This is a genomic window from Coleofasciculus sp. (assembly GCF_046539235.1).
GTDB lineage: Bacteria > Cyanobacteriota > Cyanobacteriia > Cyanobacteriales > Coleofasciculaceae > Coleofasciculus.
Genome location: NZ_JBKHHI010000084.1, coordinates 1 through 19,223 on the forward strand (window position 1 = coordinate 1; position 19,223 = coordinate 19,223).

The 19,223-nt window shown below is 46.2% G+C and carries 18 protein-coding genes and 2 tRNA genes; 13 read left to right on the forward strand and 7 right to left on the reverse strand.

The window, feature by feature from the left end; genetic code table 11:
• Window positions 1-16 precede the first annotated feature (16 nt).
• Window positions 17-1,135, reverse strand: a complete 1,119-nt coding sequence (gene cax, locus ACLFWI_RS10115) for a calcium/proton exchanger (RefSeq protein WP_446412838.1) — start codon at window positions 1,133-1,135, stop codon at window positions 17-19.
• A 530-nt stretch (window positions 1,136-1,665) separates the two neighbouring features.
• Between cax and ACLFWI_RS10120 the strand changes: the two genes are divergently transcribed.
• Window positions 1,666-4,344, forward strand: a complete 2,679-nt coding sequence (locus tag ACLFWI_RS10120) for a DUF3536 domain-containing protein (protein WP_446412839.1) — start codon at window positions 1,666-1,668, stop codon at window positions 4,342-4,344.
• A gap of 58 nt (window positions 4,345-4,402) precedes the next feature.
• Here the strand turns inward: ACLFWI_RS10120 and ACLFWI_RS10125 are convergent, their stop codons facing one another.
• Together ACLFWI_RS10125 and ACLFWI_RS10130 are read right to left on the reverse strand one after the other, a co-directional pair.
• Entirely contained in the window at window positions 4,403-4,981 is a 579-nt protein-coding gene (locus ACLFWI_RS10125) for a fasciclin domain-containing protein (protein ID WP_446412840.1), read from the reverse strand.
• 449 nt (window positions 4,982-5,430) lie between these two features.
• Complete coding sequence (locus ACLFWI_RS10130) at window positions 5,431-5,922, reverse strand: pentapeptide repeat-containing protein (protein WP_446412841.1); 492 nt, start codon at window positions 5,920-5,922, stop codon at window positions 5,431-5,433.
• A 268-nt stretch (window positions 5,923-6,190) separates the two neighbouring features.
• Here ACLFWI_RS10130 and ACLFWI_RS10135 point away from each other — a divergent pair, with 268 nt between their 5' ends.
• From ACLFWI_RS10135 to ACLFWI_RS10170, 8 genes are all read left to right on the forward strand, one after another.
• On the forward strand, window positions 6,191-6,400 hold the full coding sequence (locus ACLFWI_RS10135; protein ID WP_446407484.1) for a GlsB/YeaQ/YmgE family stress response membrane protein: 210 nt from the start codon (window positions 6,191-6,193) through the stop codon (window positions 6,398-6,400).
• A 168-nt stretch (window positions 6,401-6,568) separates the two neighbouring features.
• Window positions 6,569-7,330, forward strand: a complete 762-nt coding sequence (locus ACLFWI_RS10140; RefSeq protein ID WP_446412842.1) for an HAD family hydrolase — start codon at window positions 6,569-6,571, stop codon at window positions 7,328-7,330.
• 272 nt (window positions 7,331-7,602) lie between these two features.
• Window positions 7,603-8,334 (forward strand): RadC family protein, encoded by a 732-nt coding sequence (gene radC / locus ACLFWI_RS10145; RefSeq protein ID WP_446412843.1) that lies wholly within the window; start codon window positions 7,603-7,605, stop codon window positions 8,332-8,334.
• A gap of 49 nt (window positions 8,335-8,383) precedes the next feature.
• Window positions 8,384-8,455 (forward strand) — tRNA-Val (locus ACLFWI_RS10150).
• Between the two features lie 440 nt (window positions 8,456-8,895).
• The gene (locus tag ACLFWI_RS10155) at window positions 8,896-9,360 is read left to right on the forward strand and encodes a hypothetical protein (protein ID WP_446412851.1); all 465 of its coding nucleotides are present in this window, start codon (window positions 8,896-8,898) and stop codon (window positions 9,358-9,360) included.
• A gap of 99 nt (window positions 9,361-9,459) precedes the next feature.
• Complete coding sequence (locus ACLFWI_RS10160; RefSeq protein WP_446412844.1) at window positions 9,460-9,687, forward strand: hypothetical protein; 228 nt, start codon at window positions 9,460-9,462, stop codon at window positions 9,685-9,687.
• Window positions 9,688-10,024: 337 nt separating this feature from the next.
• Window positions 10,025-11,113 carry a VWA domain-containing protein gene (locus ACLFWI_RS10165; protein WP_446412845.1) on the forward strand — a complete coding sequence of 363 codons (1,089 nt, stop codon included), beginning with the start codon at window positions 10,025-10,027 and terminating at the stop codon, window positions 11,111-11,113.
• Between the two features lie 404 nt (window positions 11,114-11,517).
• Window positions 11,518-13,341, forward strand: coding sequence for an AAA-like domain-containing protein (locus ACLFWI_RS10170; RefSeq protein ID WP_446412846.1), 1,824 nt, complete (start codon window positions 11,518-11,520; stop codon window positions 13,339-13,341).
• Window positions 13,342-13,703: 362 nt separating this feature from the next.
• Here ACLFWI_RS10170 and tnpA read toward each other — a convergent pair whose 3' ends face one another.
• On the reverse strand, window positions 13,704-14,123 hold the full coding sequence (tnpA, locus tag ACLFWI_RS10175) for an IS200/IS605 family transposase (protein ID WP_446407373.1): 420 nt from the start codon (window positions 14,121-14,123) through the stop codon (window positions 13,704-13,706).
• A 461-nt stretch (window positions 14,124-14,584) separates the two neighbouring features.
• Window positions 14,585-14,658: transfer RNA gene (locus ACLFWI_RS10180), tRNA-Pro, on the reverse strand.
• 71 nt (window positions 14,659-14,729) lie between these two features.
• Here ACLFWI_RS10180 and lipA point away from each other — a divergent pair.
• Window positions 14,730-15,617: a lipoyl synthase gene (lipA, locus tag ACLFWI_RS10185; protein ID WP_006098315.1), complete on the forward strand. Its 888-nt coding sequence runs from the start codon at window positions 14,730-14,732 to the stop codon at window positions 15,615-15,617.
• 153 nt (window positions 15,618-15,770) lie between these two features.
• Here lipA and ACLFWI_RS10190 read toward each other — a convergent pair whose 3' ends face one another.
• Window positions 15,771-16,067 (reverse strand): DUF3593 domain-containing protein, encoded by a 297-nt coding sequence (locus tag ACLFWI_RS10190; RefSeq protein WP_446407371.1) that lies wholly within the window; start codon window positions 16,065-16,067, stop codon window positions 15,771-15,773.
• Between the two features lie 76 nt (window positions 16,068-16,143).
• A complete protein-coding gene (locus tag ACLFWI_RS10195) occupies window positions 16,144-16,497 on the reverse strand; it encodes a DUF2499 domain-containing protein (protein ID WP_446412847.1) in 354 nt (117 codons plus the stop codon).
• A gap of 161 nt (window positions 16,498-16,658) precedes the next feature.
• On the opposite strand from ACLFWI_RS10195, the gene ACLFWI_RS10200 reads away from it, so the two are divergent.
• The 3 genes from ACLFWI_RS10200 to ACLFWI_RS10210 form a co-directional block, all read left to right on the forward strand.
• Window positions 16,659-18,176 carry a DEAD/DEAH box helicase family protein gene (locus ACLFWI_RS10200; protein WP_446412848.1) on the forward strand — a complete coding sequence of 506 codons (1,518 nt, stop codon included), beginning with the start codon at window positions 16,659-16,661 and terminating at the stop codon, window positions 18,174-18,176.
• 147 nt (window positions 18,177-18,323) lie between these two features.
• Window positions 18,324-19,016 (forward strand): glycoside hydrolase family 3 N-terminal domain-containing protein, encoded by a 693-nt coding sequence (locus tag ACLFWI_RS10205; protein WP_446412849.1) that lies wholly within the window; start codon window positions 18,324-18,326, stop codon window positions 19,014-19,016.
• Window positions 18,994-19,223, forward strand: a 230-nt coding sequence (locus ACLFWI_RS10210; RefSeq protein WP_446412850.1) for a glycoside hydrolase family 3 N-terminal domain-containing protein, incomplete at its 3' end; no start/stop codon positions are given. The genes ACLFWI_RS10205 and ACLFWI_RS10210, both read left to right, overlap by 23 nt.

The window sequence follows — 19,223 nt, forward strand, 5'->3', positions numbered from 1 at the left end:
CAACGTCTCTACAAGGTTACGCCAACCCTTCCACAACCGGATGGAAGTAAAATGCTAACCCCAACACCAAATAAGCCGCAATTAGCAAAATTCCTTCCAACCAGTTAGACTTACCATCCGAACTAATGGAATTGGCGATTAACACCGCCACCGCCACCGCCACCAGTTCAAAGGGGTGAAAATCCAAATCCATCGGTTGACCCAAAAACCAACCCGCAATCACCAAGACAGGGGCAACAAATAGGGCAATTTGTAAACTTGATCCCACCGCCACCGACACCGACAAATCCATCTTATTTTTCATCGCCACTGTCACCGCCGTAGCATGTTCGGCAGCATTGCCAATAATCGGCAATAGAATCACCCCTGTAAATAGAGCAGTTAATCCTAACTGGGAGGTAGCTTCCTCCAACGTCCCCACCAATAGTTCCGACTCTAACGCCACCAGGAGGGTGACTCCAAGTAACACCCCAATCCACAAGCCTAAATTCACCTGATGTTCCGGTTCCGCAGTGGGGGAAGAAACGGCTTCTCCTGCTTCTAACTCGATATCCACCATGCCCACATCAAACAGATAGCTGTGGGTTTTCATGGAAAAGAGTAAGGTGAGAGCGTAAACAACAATCAACACCCCCGCCACGGCAACCGATAATCCTTGTAACGTCCCTTCATCAATTCCAGGCGTCGTGGCATCCATCGCCGTCGGTAGCAACATGGCAATGACAGCCAAATTCATTGAGGACGCATTTACCCGTGCCACAATCGGTTGAAAGTCCTGTTCCTTGTAACGCAATCCCCCCAAAAGCATAGATAAGCCCATCACCAGCAGCAAGTTGCCAATAATTGATCCCGTAATCGTGGCTTTAACTACATTGACTAAGCCAGCATTGAGGGCAATCAGGGCAATAATCAGTTCTGTCGCATTACCAAACGTGGCATTCAGCAACCCGCCCAAGGTCGGTCCAGCCACCACCGCAATTTCTTCCGTGGCGGTTCCCATCCACGCCGCTAGGGGAACGATCGCCACACAGGAGGTAATAAATACTATAGCTGATCCCCATTCCAGAAAATGCGCGGCGATGGAAATGGGGACAAACAGCAGCAATAGGGACAGAATCGTGTTTTTGTTCAGCATCTACAAATAAGCAAATAGGCACAGATTAAAGTTAACGGTGAAAATTGTCATTTGTCATTTGTTGGTTGTTCATGGTTCATGGTTCATGGTTCATTGGTAATCCTCTTCCCCGGCTTCCCCAGCTCCCCCATCTCCCAGCTTCCCCTGCACCTGGAGTCCCTAGAGCCCCCTGCACCTGGAACCCCCCTACACATCCCCAGCCAGATGTGCAATAATCGATAAGACTTGTTATGCTGCGGTTAAGTTCTGTGAACTTATCGAAACGTTTATGAAGTTTCATCGATTTTAAGTAAATATTGGGGTTGAATAAAGGACTAAAGGAACAGATTGTTACAAGTTCATCCCAAAATGCAAGTTTAGCAACTTGTGCGAGTGATTTTTTATATACTGGGCTGGCGTTCCCTACTTAAATGGCTAGCTTTCAACCCAAAATTCGTTTAGTAATATCTCAACTAATCCCTACTCTGAGCGAAAATTAGTAGAGTAAGGAAATCTGTCTGACATGTTTTCTGTGGAATTTGGTGATCTCAATGACTTCTGCTGCTGAACTTTCAGCTTCACAAGCTGCGGCAATCAATCCCATCGCTACCTTATCAGAGGAGGCTGGGCTAGAACATGATCCCCTGCAGACAGCCAGGGGCGTCTACGTAACGGTTCACGGGCATTTTTATCAACCCCCTCGTGAAAATCCTTATCTGGATACCATTGAACGTCAGCCCTCAGCGGCACCGTTTCACAACTGGAATGAGCGGATTCATCACGAATGCTATCGCCCCAATGCCTTTGCCCGGGTGTTAAATGGTTACGGCGAAGTGGTGGCGATCGTTAATACTTTTGAATATCTCAGCTTTAATATTGGTCCGACGCTGATGTCGTGGCTAGAACGCTACGACATGGAAGTGTATGAGCGGATACTGGAGGCGGATCGCAAGAGTTGTCAAAGGCTCAACGGTCACGGTAATGCGATCGCGCAAGTCTATAACCATATCATTCTTCCCCTCGCCAATGAACGGGATAAATACACCCAAATCCGTTGGGGAATGGAAGATTTCCGCTCTCGCTTTGGTCGTGAACCCGAAGGGATGTGGCTAGCGGAAACGGCGGTAGATTACCCCACCTTGGAAGCGTTAGTGGCAGAAGGGATTAAGTTTATTATTCTTGCTCCCTCCCAAGCCGAACGCTGTCGCCCTCTGCCAACCGAAGACAATCCTGATCCGGATTGGCATGAAGTGGGTGGGGGTCAGATTGATCCCAGCCGCCCTTACCGTTGTTTCCTGGAAAGTGGTGAATTTATCGACATCTTTTTCTACGACGGTCCCATCTCACGGGATATGGGGTTTAGCGATGTTCTCAGTAGTTCCGAACATTTCGCGGGTCGTCTGGGGATCGCGATTCATGGGGATCACCGTCCCTCCCAGATTATCAGTGTGGCAACCGATGGGGAAACCTTCGGACATCACAAACGCCACACGGAAATGTGTATCGCCCATGCCTTTACCCAAGTCTTTCCCCGCCGTAACTGGACGGTGACTAATTTTGCCCATTATCTCAGCATCAGTCCGCCGACGTGGGAAGTGATGATCAAACCCTTAACCGCTTGGAGTTGTTCCCACGGCGTTAACCGTTGGCAAGATGACTGCGGCTGTGGTGGCGGCGGGGGTTGGCATCAGAAATGGCGGCGTCCCCTGCGAGAAAGTTTGAACTGGCTGCGGGATCAGTTGATTCCATTGTATGACGAGAGGGGGCGTCAGTTTTTCCGCGATCCTTGGGCGGCGCGGGATGAGTATATCCAGGTGCTTCGCGATCGCGCTGAGTCTCGGAACGAGAATCGCTCGGCGGAAAATGTGAAGCAATTTCTGAACCGTCACAGCGTTGCGCCCCTCTCTCCCACCGACCAAATTGATGCCCTGCGGCTGTTGGAAATGCAACGCCACGCCATGCTGATGTATACCAGTTGTGGCTGGTTCTTTGAGGAACTATCTCGTCCAGAAGGGGTACAGATTCTGCGCTATGCGGCGCGGGCGTTGGAGTTAGCTGGGGAGGTGGCGGGTATCCAGCTTGAGCTAGGGTTCTTGGAGCGCCTACTCGTAGCACCCAGTAATGTAGACTCCTTTAAAACGGGGGATGTGGTCTATCGGCAACTGGTGGTGTCGTCGCAAATTACCTTTCAACAAGTTGCTGCTCATTACGCGATTAGTTCCTTATTTACCAACTATTCCCAACAAGAACGCCTCTACTGCTACGAAGCCCACCAGCTTGACTATCAACTCCAACGCATGGGTTCACTGACGTTGGCAGTGGGTCAATTGCGACTGGTGTCGGAGATTACCTGGGAAAATATGGAATTGGTTTTTGCCGTTCTCCATATCGGGGGCTGGGACTTCCACTGCTGTATTCAACCCTTTACCGGACGTCGGGCATATACTCAGTTGAGGGATAAGATTTTTGATGCCCTCAAGCAAGCCAGTGCTGCCCATACGATTCTGGCAATGAATCAGATGTTTGGTGAGCAGTCGTTCAGTTTACAGAATCTGTTTGCTGAGGAACGGCAACGGATTATGCAGCTAATTAGTCAGGAAACTCTGACCCGATTAGATCAGCTGTATAACCAGATGTACCGGGATAATTACGGCGTGTTGATGGCATTCCATCGGGATGAATTGCCCGTACCGAAGGAATTGCAAGTGGCAGCAGAAATTGCTTTATCCAACCGTTGTTTAATTGCGATTAAAGCTTTAGACATGGAGGTGAGCGATCCCCAAGCTATCAATGCTCAGATCGCTGAACTGGAAGCGATCGCCATAGAAGCGGGACACCTACGCTGTCACCTGAATATCCCAGAAGCCAAGCCAACTCTGGAAACCTTAATTTGGCGATCGCTGTGGCAACTGTTGCATGATGGTGATCCCGATACCTTAGGCGATGATATCCGCCAGATTGATCGGTTGATTGAGATTGGCAATCGGTTAAGCCTCGGTTTAGCGTTAGACCGTTGTCAGGAACTCTATTTCAACTGTTTACACACCTCAATCGTGCCGCAGTGTGAACTGGCGATTCAAGCCCAACGCTTGAGTGACCAAAAGAATGGACACAATCAGGCGCAACTTACGGCGGCAAATCCTTGGACGATTATCCGACTACGCCAGTTGCTTCAGCTTGGTCAACTGGTGTCTGTGGAAGTGAGTCCTTGGTTGAGTCAGTTGATGTAGATAGGGGCTTGGTTACCAAGATAGGGGCTTGGTTACCAAGCCCTACGGCGGAACTCCATTAGGGTAATAGAACCCCACTAATTCCGTGAATCATGCCGTTAGCGGCAGGAATATCTGCCATAACTACAGGTACACCATTGACCGAAACTTCGCTAGCATCGCTGACTCGTATGGTTACGGGTTTACCCGCGAGGGTGGTTAACCGCAAGGTCGAACCGGGAGTTAAGCCAAAGGTGTTAATGTTACCGGGAACAACGTGATACGTGAGGATTTCAGTTAATCGAGAGCGGTTTTGGGGTTGAAGCAACGTTGCCACAGTGCCATCGGGTAAATTATCAAACGCTTCATCAGTGGGGGCAAAAATGGTAATGGGTCTCCTCCCCGCCAGTGCTGAAGTGAGTCCGGCGGTTTTGATTGCAGCCGTGAGGGTAGAGAAAGCGTCGTCGGCGGTTTCGAGTTCATCGGCTATATTTCTCACACCCCGTTGAGCAATCAGATGGAGTCCAGGTTCTGCCTTTAAGAGGCGAGGGGAGTCGGTGACGCTGTTGGCGGGTAATGCGATCGCGGTACCGAGACTAGCTAGACCTAAGCAGGCGGTTAGTTTCCTCAATGTGGAAGTAAAAGAGCGGGCTGGCATGAATTTTTCTCCTCAGAGCAGGTATTTATAGCACTACGGGGATACGTTAGGACATCAGTTAGCCCAAGAGGGAACAGGGAACTTCTTAACAGGGAACAGTAAAGAATGTCCTAACCTGTCTTAGTACTGCTATATAACGATTTGTATACTACTTTAGTCTGAATTCCGACCTTATGCTTCTTTCTCAGGTACAAGAATCAAGTTAAGACAGGTGAATGAAACTGTTGCCTGTTGCCTGTTCCCTGTTGCCTACCCTCACCACAACAGTTATTCAGCAAACCCTAAATTAAGTAATCCCAGTTATCTGTAGGGACAAGGCAATGCCGTGTCCCTACCCATGCTAGGAACTGATTAATATTTATAAGACAATAACATCCAGCTCATTGAATGTATTTAATATCCTGGAAAAACCCCTAATTCCTTCCTCACCCGTCCCCGTACATCAAACATTAAGAACAACCAAGAGAATCGCTTGTGGCTACGCCAGTTTTAGAATTCATCCCTGACGCCTGCTGACATAAGTGTTTCAGTTGTGCGCCATCTAAGAGAGCATCGGTAAAGTCAGCCCCCGTGATTAATGTATTATCAAATACTGATCCAAGTAAGAGGGTTTCGACTAAAATTACATCACTTAAATCTGCACCCGTCAAATCTGCCTGATCTAACATGCCATAGCTTAAATCCGCACCATGCAAATTGGCATGAGTCATCACCGAACCACTAAAAATAGCACCTCGCAAGTCAGCATAGGCAAAATTACTTAACTGTAAATTGGCATTAGCAAATTCAGCCGTCTGTAAATTTTGACCGGAAAAGTCTTTGCCTGTGAGTTGGGCGTGACTGTAGGATAAGGGAGGCGGATAGTCAGCCGCTTGAGCAGATAGAGGATGAACGAATAGAGCGATCGCGACTAGGAATGCTATCAGTTGCCGAAGAATCATCTCAAATTGCCTGATTGACCTTAATTCTTGTCCATCTTAAATCTGATTGGGGTTTATCCGGTAACATTCAGGCGGCGAGGGTAGGCAAGCGTTCAAGACATGGGTAGGTTAGCGCATGAGACATAGGTAGGTTAGCGGGCAAGATATGGGTAGTGGTGTGGCACACCTAAGTTAAGATGGATGACGCTTACCCCGCATTTCTCACACAAAGAGCGATCGCAAACTCTAAAAGCCTTAGCAGACAGCGATTTGACCTCAGTTAGCGGGGATCGCGAAGGCAATTTATCCAGGTCACCAAGGCGGTGGTATCCTCGCTACCATGGCACTGGGAATCGTTGGGGCTTTAGTTGGAGGCTGGATTGGTAACTTACTCTTTGGAGTCGGTTTTACAGGCTTTACTTGGTGGGGTTTACTGGTGGCAATTGTGGGCGCGATGGTCGTCTTGTTCATCTACGGTCTGGTTACGAAAAACGCATAATAATCCCTTGATTGGATAAGCTGATCCCCCGCTTAAAAGTCGGGGGATTTTACATAGTTTGTCCGAGTCTTTTCCCAAAGAAAGGTTTTGTTCGCTTCCAAAAACCCCTTGCATGTTTACATCTTATGTCGGTATAGTTGCTGACATAAGACCAATCACCAATGACCAATGACCAAACTTCGAGCATTAATCTTTGACGTAGATGGGACATTAGCGAATACCGAACAAGACGGACACCGCGTCGCCTTTAACCGCGCCTTTGCCGAAGCTGGATATAATTGGAATTGGTCTGTTTCCCTCTATGGTGAATTACTAGCAGTTGCTGGCGGGAAAGAACGTATCCGCTATTATTTGAAGCAATACTGCCCCGATTTCCAACCTCCGGCTAATTTCGACGAGTTCATTGCCAATCTGCACAGAGCGAAAACTCACCATTATCAGCAACTTATCACCACGGGTTCTATCCCCCTACGTCCGGGTGTGCAACGATTGATTAAAGCGGCGCGATCGCAAGGAATACGGTTAGCGATCGCCACCACTACCGCCCCTACTAATGTAACTGCCCTTTTGCAGCATACTCTAGGGGATGAGAGTCCGGCGTGGTTTGACCTGATTGCGGCGGGTGATATCGTCCCCGCCAAAAAACCCGCCCCCGATATTTACAAATATGTACTGTGGCAAATGGATTTACCACCCCAAGATTGTTTGGCGATCGAAGATTCTGATCAGGGTTTAATTGCGGCTACGCAAGCAGGTATCATGACACTAATTACAGTCAACAATTATACAAAAGACCAAGATTTTACCCCGGCGGTACTCGTGTTAAATCATCTCGGAGAACCTGATCAACCCTTTACCGTTCTCGCCGGAGATGCTGGAGATAACCAATATGTTGATATAGAACTCCTGAATCATCTCCATCACTGTTAGGGTGTCTCTTGCTGTCACCACATTTAACGGTGAAAAGACTACAGTTAATAGCGGGTCAGACGCCACATTCCCTCTTCCCCAATCCCCAATCGCTAATCACCTAACTTTACAAATCCGAGTCCAAAATTATATTATTATAGCAATAATATCTCAGCCATGATATCATGTCCCTCTAATTACCTTGGAGCAATCTGCCTTCGGTAGTACCAACGTGTAAGTATTCAAACGAACCTGATAATGATCTGCTTGTCCCGGAGTAATGGGTTAGCGTTATGACCTATAGCCTTAGAATTGCCGATATTCCTGCTAGCGAACGTCCACGGGAACGATTAATGGCGATCGGTGCCAAAAACTTGGCGACAGCGGAACTGATTGCCATTTTACTCGCCACAGGTCAGGGAAAAGGTAAACTTTCGGCAGTCGGTTTGGGACAATATATTTTGCAGCAATTGAGTCAAGCTGAGCGCGATCCCATGGCGGTATTGCGAGATATATCACCCCAAGAGTTAATGCGTATTCATGGCGTCGGACCCGCTAAAGCCGCCACTATTCTAGCCGCCATTGAACTGGGAAAACGCGCCTTTCAGTCTCGCCCTACAGAAGGTACGATAATTGACAATCCCATGGCGGCGGCGGCAGCTTTCAGTCATGAGTTAATGTGGCAAACTCAGGAACGTTTTGCTGTATTGCTGTTGGATGTGAAAAATCACTTATTGGGGATTAAACTCATCTCCGTTGGTACAGCAACAGAGACATTAGCCTGTCCTCGTGAGATTTTACAAGCCGTCTTGCGCCATGGGGCGACAAGGTTTATTGTGGGGCATAATCACCCAACGGGTAGTGTTGAACCCTCTGAGGATGACATTTATTTGACTAAACGGCTTTTGCAGGGGGCGCTGCTAATCGGCGTAGCTTTAGTGGATCATCTGATTTTGGGAGATGGCGATCACCGGAGTCTAAATCACACAACTTCATTGTGGAAGGAATATCCCCAAGATATTTAATCGTGTGAGTTGTAGTGTAAGGTTGCTTTATGTTAATCTTGGCTGTTATGGGCGATTAGCACAGTGGTAGCGCACTTCCTTCACACGGAAGGGGTCACTGGTTCGAGTCCAGTATCGCCCATTTAAATAAAATCCCGATATAGCAAGAGTTACAGCCGTTTTTAGCCAATGTGAGTCAGTTGCTATAATTCTTTTTTTGCGACTTTTAGCCTGACTTGTGACTATGAATTAACTCAATAGTCGAACATAAGCTGTTCGGTATTTAAACCTTAATGTCAATAATGGCAAAATTCTTGTATGTAGTGCGTTTAGCGAAGCCATGCCGCAGGCTTTGCATCTTGCTCACTACTAATACCCAATTTAAATGCATGATAGCTTAAATAAAGTTAACATAGTTAAGTTTCATGAAAACCCCTAATTGTTACGCTAGTCGGCTCATCAAGCGGCGATAACAGCGCAACAAATGTCTGTTTTAGAACAAGAACTCCAGGCGAAAGAAACTGAGTTAGTGGAGTTGAAGGCTTCACAACTTCAGTTAATGGCTGAGCGACACCTACGGAGATTATGGATCGAGTTTGCGATCGCTGGCAAACTCAGGATGTTATTTTTGTCTTCTATACGGTGGATTATATGCCGCCAGATATGCTTTCCGAATGGCTACAGGAGTTCTGGGAACCTTTGGTGACAAGAGCAAAGAAAAGTCTACCCCAGGGCGATAGGCATTTGTTGATGTTTCTGGTGGATAATTGTGGCAGTGTTGGTCAATCGAATGTTAGGTTAGCTGAGAACTTTGAGCAACCGGAATATCCCTTACGCTTACCACCAGCAAGTCTATTTCCACGAGAAGCCCTAGATGAGTGGATAGACAATCTGAGTATGTCGAGCCAACTTCAAATACCGGCTGGATTGACTGCCAAAGTTTTGTTAGAACGTTCTGATAACGGTGTTCCTCACTATGTTTATGAAGAAATATGTAGACATTGTGGGCTTAGTTGGGAAGGAGTATTGGCAAAATGGTTAATTTAAGCCACCCACTCGCGGCTAAAGGGTCGTTGTCTGTTTCATTATATTGAATTTCCGGGGTCAAACCAGTTAGTTGAGATTATTAACGCTCATTTTCCGGCATTGACGCCAGCGTTAGTTGAGGCGGCGGTAGAGCGATTTGCTGAGTTGCGAGAGAAGATGGTGAAGGGGAAGTCGGGGAAAAAGGTGAGTACGAGTGAGTTATTGGATTGGGTGGCGGTGTTGCAGCAGTTTCCCCAGGATGAGGTGTTAAAGCAGCTTGAGGGGGATTTGCTGTTTCCTGAGGTTTTGTTGAAGAAGTGGGAGGATCATTTGCGGTATTTGAAGTAATAAGAATGGGTGCAAATAATAAGAGCCAAGAAATAAATTTCTGGCTCAAAGCTAAAACCCGTTAAAACGGGTTAAGTAGGTGGACACAATTAAAGTTAACGGTTGAGATTAGGGAACAGGGAACACCTCGACTTACCTCGACTCCGCTCGGTAACACGCTCGGTGTGTCACAGGGAACAGGGAACAGTAATGGTTTGAGGGCGGGTTACGAAAATTAATACAGTACTGTTTTCTTTTGTCCGACTACTTACGTTGATAAAGCTAATTATTTAGACGCATTAATTTTAAGGTAAAATAATAAATTTAATAGAATTTTAATTGAAATTAAATTGGTGTTATGAATTATGACGAACTGCCATTGATAGACATTTTTAACAGCCTGCGCCAGCGCCATGGTTTACCGTTGGGGGTAGATGAGTATTTGGTGGTGGTGCGATCGCTCCAGGCTGGTTTGGGTGTGGGGAGTCGGCTGGAGTTGGAACAGTTGTGCTGTCTGGTGTGGGCGACATCTGAGGCGGAATGTCAACTGATTCGACGGCTGTTTGAGCAGATGTGGGCGCGTTTGCAAACCAATTTAGGGGAGGGGAGCGATCGCGCATCCCAGGCTTCTGTCTCTCCATCCCCGCCCTCTCAACCCGATCAGCCAAATCAGGAGTTAGAGGAATCTGCCAGTAAAACCCTAGACATGGATGAACCGGTGCAGGTGGTTCAGGCGGTGCGTCGCCATAAATCGGATAAAGAATTCAAACGCCCCCGCTATATGTTGCTAACTGAATATTTCCCCGTTACTAAGCGACAAATGAAGCAAAGTTGGCGTTATTTGCGTCGCCCGATACGGGAAGGAATACCCGTAGAATTGGATATTGAGGCGACAGTGGAAACGATGGGGCGTCAAGGGATTTTACTGACACCCGTGTTAATTCCGCGTCGGATTAATCGCACAGATTTGGTGTTAATGATTGATCAGGAAGGCTCAATGGTGCCGTTTCATCGGCTGTCGCGACAGTTAGTTGAAACAGCCCAACGAGGGGGGCGGTTGCGACAAACTCGTGTATTTTATTTTCATGATTATGTTGATGAGTATTTATATCGTCATCCCGCCTTAGTGAATGCTCAATTAATGGATGAGGTATTAGCAGAAGTGGGGGAACGGGCGGTAGTCTTGATTGTCAGCGATGCGGGTGCAGCACGAGGTAATTTTGATGCTGAACGGGTGAAGCAGACTCAAGACTGGATGGAACGGTTAAAGCAATCGGTGCGTTATACAGCTTGGTTAAACCCGATGCCGAATGAGAGTTGGTTGTATACAACGGCGGCGGAAATTGCCCGTTTTGTGCCAATGTTTGAAATGAGTCGTCAGGGGATGAATGCGGCGATTAGCGTATTGCGGGGGCGATATGGAGTTGGGGATAAAATGTATAGATGATGGGTAATAAAGCCAGAAAATAAATTTATGGAACCTCAAGTTCAAATCCCCTAAAATGGGAAGTCATCAAGCCCTAAATCAAGCCGGGAAATAAATTTCCGGCTTAAAGCTAAAACCCGTTAAAACGGGTTGAATTATTAGGATGTATGTCAACTTAACAATGGCATGGCACACCTAACTTGAGGGATTAGAATTACGTCCGGAAACCGTAGGGGCGCACTGACGTGCGCCCAAAAAACCGTCCAATCTATTCCACTATTTTAGCTGTATCAGTCCACTATCGTGAGGAGAGTGAAGTGTAACGGACTATTACTCAAAGTTATCATAGCTTACTAAAGCTAGCTTATACTATTAGTCAGTATTGTGTCTTCCCCAATCTCCAATCCCAATCCCCAATCAAAATCATGGCAACAACGAACCAAGAACGAGAAAAGCGAATCGCTGTTGAGCGGATTGTTGGGTTTGCCAAACAATTTGGGGAAGCCCATCTAAATCTAGCTTGTCACGCCGCCTTTCCTCTAGTTCTCACCCCTGACTTGCTCTACCAAATTTGGGCAACCTTCATCCCGGAAACACCTTGGACGGCGGTAGCGCGGGTGCTGCTGTCGCGTTTATGTCGGCAGGTTGGCTATGAGATGTATGAGATGGATATTCCGGTTCGCAATCTGTTGATCAGGGAATTGAAGGAACAGTTTGGGCAACAAAGATTGGAGAAATTGGGTGCATTTTTGATTGATTATGTAGCGCAGCAGCTTACTGAATATGATCCGGCTACGCAGGATTTACGAGAGGCGCAGGAGTGGACAGCGTTGGCTTATACGCAACCGGCTGAAGCAGGGCGAAAATTGGCAGAGGTTCTCAGTGAAACTGTGAAAAGAGAGAACATAGATATGGCAGAGGTATTACGCCTAACTTCATTAGTAGAAACCTATGCTGAGCCGTTAGAGGAATTTGGATTTAAACCTTTACTGCGTTACAGTCAGGCAATGAAAAGCTTTGTTCTTGGCGACATAGCCGGTGCAACAGCTCGATTTGAAAAAGTGATTGAAGATGCTAGTCAGGAGGAGATTATTGGGATACAATTACCGATACCATCATTAGTTCCGACCTCTACCAAACAACCTCCCTTATATTCTTACCATGTTGGTGGAAGTTTGCCTCCAGATGCTCCCAGTTATGTCATGCGTCAAGCAGACAATGAGCTTTATCAGGCGTTGAAAGCAGGGATATTTTGTTACGTCTACCATTCCCGACAAATGGGTAAATCTAGCTTACGAGTGCGAACGAAGAAACGGTTAGAAGCTGCAGGAATTGTCGGCGCGGTGGTTGATTTGACGCGCATTGCTCTTCAGGCAAATGAACAGCAATGGTATAAGGCAATTGCTTACCGTTTAATCAGTGACTTACGACTGGCGAATCGCGTCAAATGGCGACAGTGGTGGGATGATCATGACTCCTTATCACCTGTGCAGCGGTTGGGTACGTTTATTGAAGCGGTTGTGCTGGACATTATCACTAAAAATTTAGTTATTTTTATTGATGAAATCGGCAGTACGCTACGTTTATCCTTTCCCACCGATAATTTCTTTGCCTTAATTAGAGCCTACTATAATGGACGAGATACGCAGAAACGGTATCAGCGTTTAACCTTTGCTTTGTTAGGAGTAGCCAGCCCATCGGATTTAATCCAAGACAAGACAAAAACGCCTTTTAATATTGGTCAAGCGATTGAATTACGTGGCTTTAGCCTAGACGAAGCTATGGTGTTAACACGGGGATTAGAAGGTAAAGTAGAAAATCCTCGATCTGTCCTCAGAGAAATTCTGAAATGGACAAACGGTCATCCTTTTTTAACTCAAAAGCTTTGTTTGATTACCCAAATGATTACCTATACTATTCCGGCTGGTAGTGAAGCACAGAACATCAAAAACTTAGTCAGGTCGCAAGTCATTGAAAATTGGGAAGAAAAAGATCATCCTGAACATCTGAGAACCATTCGCGATCGCATACTCAAAAGTAAGATTGGTACAGAATCATTACTTCGCTATTATCAGCAAATTTTACAAAGAGGAGAAATGTTAGCTGATGATAGTCCTGAGCAGCAAGAATTATGTTTATCAGGTTTGGTGGTTAAGCGTAATGGTAAGTTAACGGTTCAAAATTTAATTTATAAATCTATATTTAATAAGACTTGGATTAAAGAAGAGTTAGCTAAAATTTCTAGGTAAAAACTGAAATCATTATTCCCGATATCTTGCCTAATGGTCATCAAATTAACGGCGTGTATAAAACAAGCGATCGCACCCTCCAAAATCATTACCTCTACCAACCCGTTTTAACGGGTTTAAGCTTTTAGCCGGAAATTTATTTCCCGGCTAAATCTTGTTGTAACGGCTTTCGCTTCCGGCGAAATCTTGTGGCGAGAACGACCAACCCGTTTTCCCTTTCGCCTTGGCTTTGAGGAAATTTATGTTCCGGCTAAATCTTGTTGTAACGGTTTTCGCCTCTGGCTAAATCTTATGGCGAGAACGACCAACCCGTTTTCCCTTTCGCCTTGGCTTTGAGGAAACGTATTTCCTGGAGCAATCACTCACTTATTCATCTCAAAATCCCGTTCCAACGCGGGAATTGCCGTGCCATTTAAATGGTGCGCCTTCTGGTTTAGCACATAAGCCTTCGCCTCTTCCAACTGTTTACCTCCCAAAGTAAATACCCCATATCCGTGTTGCCAACTAAACGCCAAAGAAGAAACCGATGGCAGATGATTCAAATGATACGCACTACTCCCTTTAATCGTCTTGACAAAATCGGCAACGGATAACTTTGGAGGAATTGAAACCACCAGATGAATATGATCCGCCATACCCCCAATCGCATGGAGAATACAACCAATCCCATCAGCCTTGCCAATAATATAACGGTATAATTCAGATTCTCGCTCTGGAGTAATCAAAGGTTGACGGGATTCTGTTGCCCAAATGATATGGTAGTAGGTGCGCCATAAGGACATTATTTTTACAGAAGTGAGCTAGGAGGTGAGCTAGGAGGTGAGCTAGGAGGTGAGCTAGTGAGCTAGGAAATAAATTTCCAGCTCAAAGCTTAAACCCGTTAAAACGGGTTCAAAGATTTACCAGAGCCGATAAACGTGTGATTATTATGAATAGTGTTGTGCCTAATCGAGATTATACCTTATTTCTCTGTGGGCTAAGATATCAGAGCGATCGCGTCAGCACCAAACCGCAAACCTGTCAGTGAATAAGGCTTTCAACCCGTTTTAACGGGTTTTAGCTTTTAGCCGGAACTTTAGTTCCAGGCTTAAATCAACGCCACTCACTACTTACTTAAATGGCTCAAAACCGGGAACCTCTCAGTGAATAAGGCTTCCAACCCGTTTTAACGGGTTTTAGCTTTTAGCCGGAACTTGAGTTCCAGGCTTAAACTGACGCCACTCACCACTTAACTAACTCAAAATCGGGATGACAGGATTTGAACCTGCGACCCCCTCGTCCCGAACGAGGTGCGCTACCAAGCTGCGCTACATCCCGTAATATCTCATCCATACTACCACAGACTTGCTAGGATTAACACTGGTACTTTCGTGGGAGCATGTTCAGGAGTGGTCGTTAAACCTGAATGGTTAAGAGTCAAAGCACCGCAATGGCAGCGCGTGGGCAACGTTAAGGACATCTTACGGGATTTAGCACTGAATACCGTTTGTGAGGAAGCCTCTTGTCCCAATATCGGTGAGTGCTTCAATGCTGGCACTGCTACCTTTTTAATTATGGGACCTGCCTGTACCCGTGCCTGTCCCTACTGCGATATTGATTTCGAGAAGAAACCCAAACCCCTTGATCCTACAGAACCTACCCGATTAGCGGAAGCGGTAGGGCGACTGAAACTTCAGCATGTGGTGATTACCTCGGTTAATCGGGATGATTTACCTGATGGGGGTGCTTCTCAGTTTGTCCACTGCATTGAAGCCATTCGCGCTATATCGCCTCAAACCACCATTGAAGTATTAATTCCAGATTTGTGTGGCAATTGGGACGCCCTAGCCACCATTCTCCAAGCTAAACCTGAAGTCCTCAACCATAATACCGAAACCATCCCCCGACTCTATCGACGAGTACGTCCTCAAGGAGATTATCCGCGATCGCTGGAACTTCTTCAACGCACTCACGAACTCGCCCCCTGGATTTACACCAAATCTGGCATCATGGTGGGATTAGGCGAAACAGATGCCGAAGTGCGCCAAGTTATGCAGGATATGCGAGCCGTCAATTGTGATATTCTCACCATTGGGCAATATCTTCAACCCACTCAAAAGCACTTAGGCGTGACTGACTTTATCACTCCAGAACAATTTGATACTTGGCGAGAGTTTGGCGAATCTATCGGCTTTTTACAAGTTGTCTCCTCTCCCCTCACCCGCAGTTCCTATCATGCTGGAGAGGTGAGATCATTAATGCAGCGCTATCCCCGAAAAGCGCCGATGCTGGGTTGATTGAGGGGGTAAGTTTTGCTCCTTCGCTTCGCTAGACGTGCCATAGCGTGTCTGTAGGGGCGGGTTTTACTACTATCGTTTTTTCCTCACAACAGATGTAACTAAACCCGCCCCGACTTTGAGTGGAAAGTGAACCAGATAACATCCGACAAATTAAGACGAGGAACGCTTGCGTTGAATAATCGCTTGGCGAAAACCTAACACGACCAAAATATTAGATAGGGTTAAAAAAAACTCAGCACTCCCATGCAACCAATCAACATTGGCTAATTGTTCCCCAAACGCAACCTTGGCATAAATTCCCGCCGGAATCGTCACTCCCACAAACACCAACAGCGCATAAAATCCAATAAGTGCTAACCGTGGGGTTTGTCCGGAACGAGTTAAAAACCACAAAAAACCCAGGTAAGGGAATAAGGAAACCGCAAATAAAGTGTCTTTAGAAATCATCACATTATTGAGTTAAAGTAGGGGCGCATAGACGTGCGCCCTTGCCTGACAGAGGTGCGCCTTTACTCATTTGGTGCTAAACAACATCAACGGGCGTTTTAGATTTTTCCGATTCGCTGCTATCTCTCTGATCAGCTTTTCGCGAACAGCGCCAAATCCACCAAGCGGCGGCACAAAGGGTAATATTTCCTAATACCGTCATTAAGGCTTGCAGGGTAACTAACCAATCCAACGATTCAGGATTGTCAAAAAAGTGCCAGGTACAAGCACACATCGCACCGACTAAGGCAGGAAACATGGCACAAGATAATGCCCACCAGTAACGATTGCCTGTAATGTCACCATAACCCCAGATTAACCAGATAGCGGCAATCCATTCGATAACGCTAGAGACGTGAATGATCCACGTTGGAACTGAAAGGGCATGCATAGAGAAAGTTTACTTGACGCGATCGCATAACCTCAATCATTGTAACCCCTACTGTCGCTCTTTCACCCCATTGTCTAAAACAGTATGCAGATAGCTAATCGCGCCCTCGACTCTAGCACTATACAATAACTGAGGGGACTACTACATAATAAAATAAACGAATGGCGCGTACCCCAAAATTAACCTTTGACAGGGGAACTCTACTCCTCCATCCACCCCCACGGGGTAAGGCGTGGGTGGATTATGCGACATGGGATGATCGAGTGGAAAAGTTTCGGATTCCAGGGATGCACTATCGTCCCCTGGTGGAAATGCTGCAAGCCTCTGAGGTTGATTTTATTGATGATGCGAAGGAATTTATTCCTTTGGAGTTGGTTTCCAGCTTTGAGATGGAACCCTATCCCCATCAACAGGAAGCCTTATTAGCCTGGAAATTAGCAGGGCGTCGCGGGGTGGTGGTATTACCTACCGCCGCCGGAAAAACCTATCTGGCTCAACTGGCGATGCAATCGACGCCTCGCAGTACGTTAATTGTTGTACCCACCTTGGATTTAATGCATCAATGGTACGCCCAGTTAGAAGCCGCGTTTCCGGATGTAGAGGTAGGATTACTAGGGGGAGGTTCGCGCGATCGCACGCCAATCTTAATCGCTACTTACGATAGCGCCACGATTCACGCCGAATCCCTGGGAAATCAATACGGGTTGTTAATATTTGACGAATGTCACCACCTACCCACTGACTTTTATCGCGCCATTGCTGAATATGCGATCGCACCCTACCGACTCGGACTTACGGCTACCCCGGAGCGTACTGATGGGCGTCATAATGACCTAGATGGCTTAATCGGTCAACAGGTCTATCGTAAAAGCCCCGATGACTTGGCTGGGTTAGCCTTGGCGGAACATAAGGTGGTGCAGATTAAAGTTAAACTATCACATCAGGAGCGCGATCGCTACGATGCTTGTCTGAAACTGCGGAATGATTTCTTAAGAGAGTCAAATATTTACCTAAGTAGTTTAGACGGATGGCAACGGTTTGTGCAAGCTAGTGCGGGTTCTCAACAAGGGCGTCGCGCTATGTTAGCCCATCGGGAATCTAAGGAAATTGCTTTAGGAACGGAAGGGAAATTACGAGTATTAGCCGATTTAGTCGCGAAACATTATCCGGAACGGATCTTGGTGTTCACGAATGATAATGCCACAGTTTATCGGATTTCCCAAGAATTGCTGATTCCGGCGATTACTCACCACACTCCCGTCAAAGAACGTCATGAGATTCTCCAACGATTTCGCCAGGGAGACTATAAAATCTTAGTCGCCTCCCATGTTTTAAATGAAGGCGTTGATGTTCCTGATGCACGAGTGGCGATTATTTTATCGGGAACAGGTTCAGAACGGGAATATGTGCAGCGATTAGGGCGAGTGTTACGCAAGGGAACTGATCAGAATAAGTTGGCGATATTGTATGAAGTTGTTGCCGAAAATACCAGTGAAGAAGGAACATCGCAACGGCGACGCGGTTCCAGTGGAAAAGGCAAAGCTAAACCCAAATCTAAACCCAAGGAAGTGGAGAAGCCGAAGCATCGACAGTTGGAAATTTTACCCTCTCAACCTTACGAAATCAAACCATCTAAATCACCGAAAGCAGCAGAAAAACCTGGGAAATATGACGTATAATATTAAGTTGAATTTACCGATACAATCGAGGTTCGTAGTAAGCACTTTAGTGCTTTAAAATAAAGTATTTTAATCCCAAATTTCCCTCCCTAAAAAAGTTGAGCAAAACCAGACATGCAATAACCAATGATTGCGTTAACCAAATTTATGATAAAACTCATTAAACTGGCTTTAGCCATCAGTCTGGTGTTTCCAGCATTTTATTTAAGAACACCTTTTCTGGCAAGTTTAAGGGATTGGGCATTTGGTTTGGTCTTTATCCTTAGTTTAGGATTAATCGTTTCGGAAATTTCAGGCTGGACGAGAAATTCAAGCCAAAGACAAGTTATTCTCAGCGTTTTGATTTTAGCGATCGCGTCATTCAGTTTTTCTTTGGCGGTGACGACGGAAGTTAAGTCTCAGTTAACTAAACAAGCGATTCTGAATCGAGAAGCAAGCCAACTGGAAACTCTGGGTCAGCATTTTATCGTGGGTTATCGTAATCTTGAGGAGGTAAAAACTCTGGTTAAAAAAGGCGCGATCGCTGGTGTCTTTATCACTCGACGAAATATCCAGAGTAAAACCCCAGACGAAATTAACCAAGAAATCCAATCGTTACAAGCCATTCGCGCCAATCAGGGGTTATCACCCTTGTGGATAGCTACGGATCAAGAAGGCGGTATTGTCTCGCGATTATCTCCGCCTTTAACTCAATTACCCCCCTTATCATCAATCATTAAAGATGAAAAAGATATCGATAGTGCCAAAGAAGACGTTATCCGCTATGCTAGCATTCAGGGTAAAGAATTGTCCGAGATTGGTATTAATTTAAACTTTGGTGGATACGGATACCCATCTTGAGGATGCTCAATTGAAAATGTCGGTAGCGGAATTAACCCAAGCAGACTGGGTGCCATTTCGGGAAGTCATGAGCAAAACAAACGCCTTTACGATGTTGGGACACGCTCAATTAATTGCCGTTGATCATGACCATCCTGTATCGTTTTCTCAACAAGTTGTTACAGACATTATTCGAGACAAATGGCAGCATAATGGCATTCTGATTAC

Bases quoted from the DNA above. Each gene is read 5' to 3' on its own strand.
- ACLFWI_RS10170 (WP_446412846.1), top strand. From the start codon at position 11,518: ATGGCAACAACGAACCAAGAACGAGAAAAGCGAATCGCTGTTGAGCGG.
- ACLFWI_RS10195 (WP_446412847.1), bottom strand. From the start codon at position 16,497: ATGCATGCCCTTTCAGTTCCAACGTGGATCATTCACGTCTCTAGCGTT.
- ACLFWI_RS10205 (WP_446412849.1), top strand. From the start codon at position 18,324: ATGATAAAACTCATTAAACTGGCTTTAGCCATCAGTCTGGTGTTTCCA.
- ACLFWI_RS10165 (WP_446412845.1), top strand. From the start codon at position 10,025: ATGAATTATGACGAACTGCCATTGATAGACATTTTTAACAGCCTGCGC.
- cax (WP_446412838.1), bottom strand. From the start codon at position 1,135: ATGCTGAACAAAAACACGATTCTGTCCCTATTGCTGCTGTTTGTCCCC.
- tnpA (WP_446407373.1), bottom strand. From the start codon at position 14,123: ATGTCCTTATGGCGCACCTACTACCATATCATTTGGGCAACAGAATCC.
- ACLFWI_RS10140 (WP_446412842.1), top strand. From the start codon at position 6,569: ATGACCAAACTTCGAGCATTAATCTTTGACGTAGATGGGACATTAGCG.
- ACLFWI_RS10130 (WP_446412841.1), bottom strand. From the start codon at position 5,922: ATGATTCTTCGGCAACTGATAGCATTCCTAGTCGCGATCGCTCTATTC.
- ACLFWI_RS10125 (WP_446412840.1), bottom strand. From the start codon at position 4,981: ATGCCAGCCCGCTCTTTTACTTCCACATTGAGGAAACTAACCGCCTGC.
- radC (WP_446412843.1), top strand. From the start codon at position 7,603: ATGACCTATAGCCTTAGAATTGCCGATATTCCTGCTAGCGAACGTCCA.
- ACLFWI_RS10200 (WP_446412848.1), top strand. From the start codon at position 16,659: ATGGCGCGTACCCCAAAATTAACCTTTGACAGGGGAACTCTACTCCTC.
- ACLFWI_RS10190 (WP_446407371.1), bottom strand. From the start codon at position 16,067: ATGATTTCTAAAGACACTTTATTTGCGGTTTCCTTATTCCCTTACCTG.
- ACLFWI_RS10120 (WP_446412839.1), top strand. From the start codon at position 1,666: ATGACTTCTGCTGCTGAACTTTCAGCTTCACAAGCTGCGGCAATCAAT.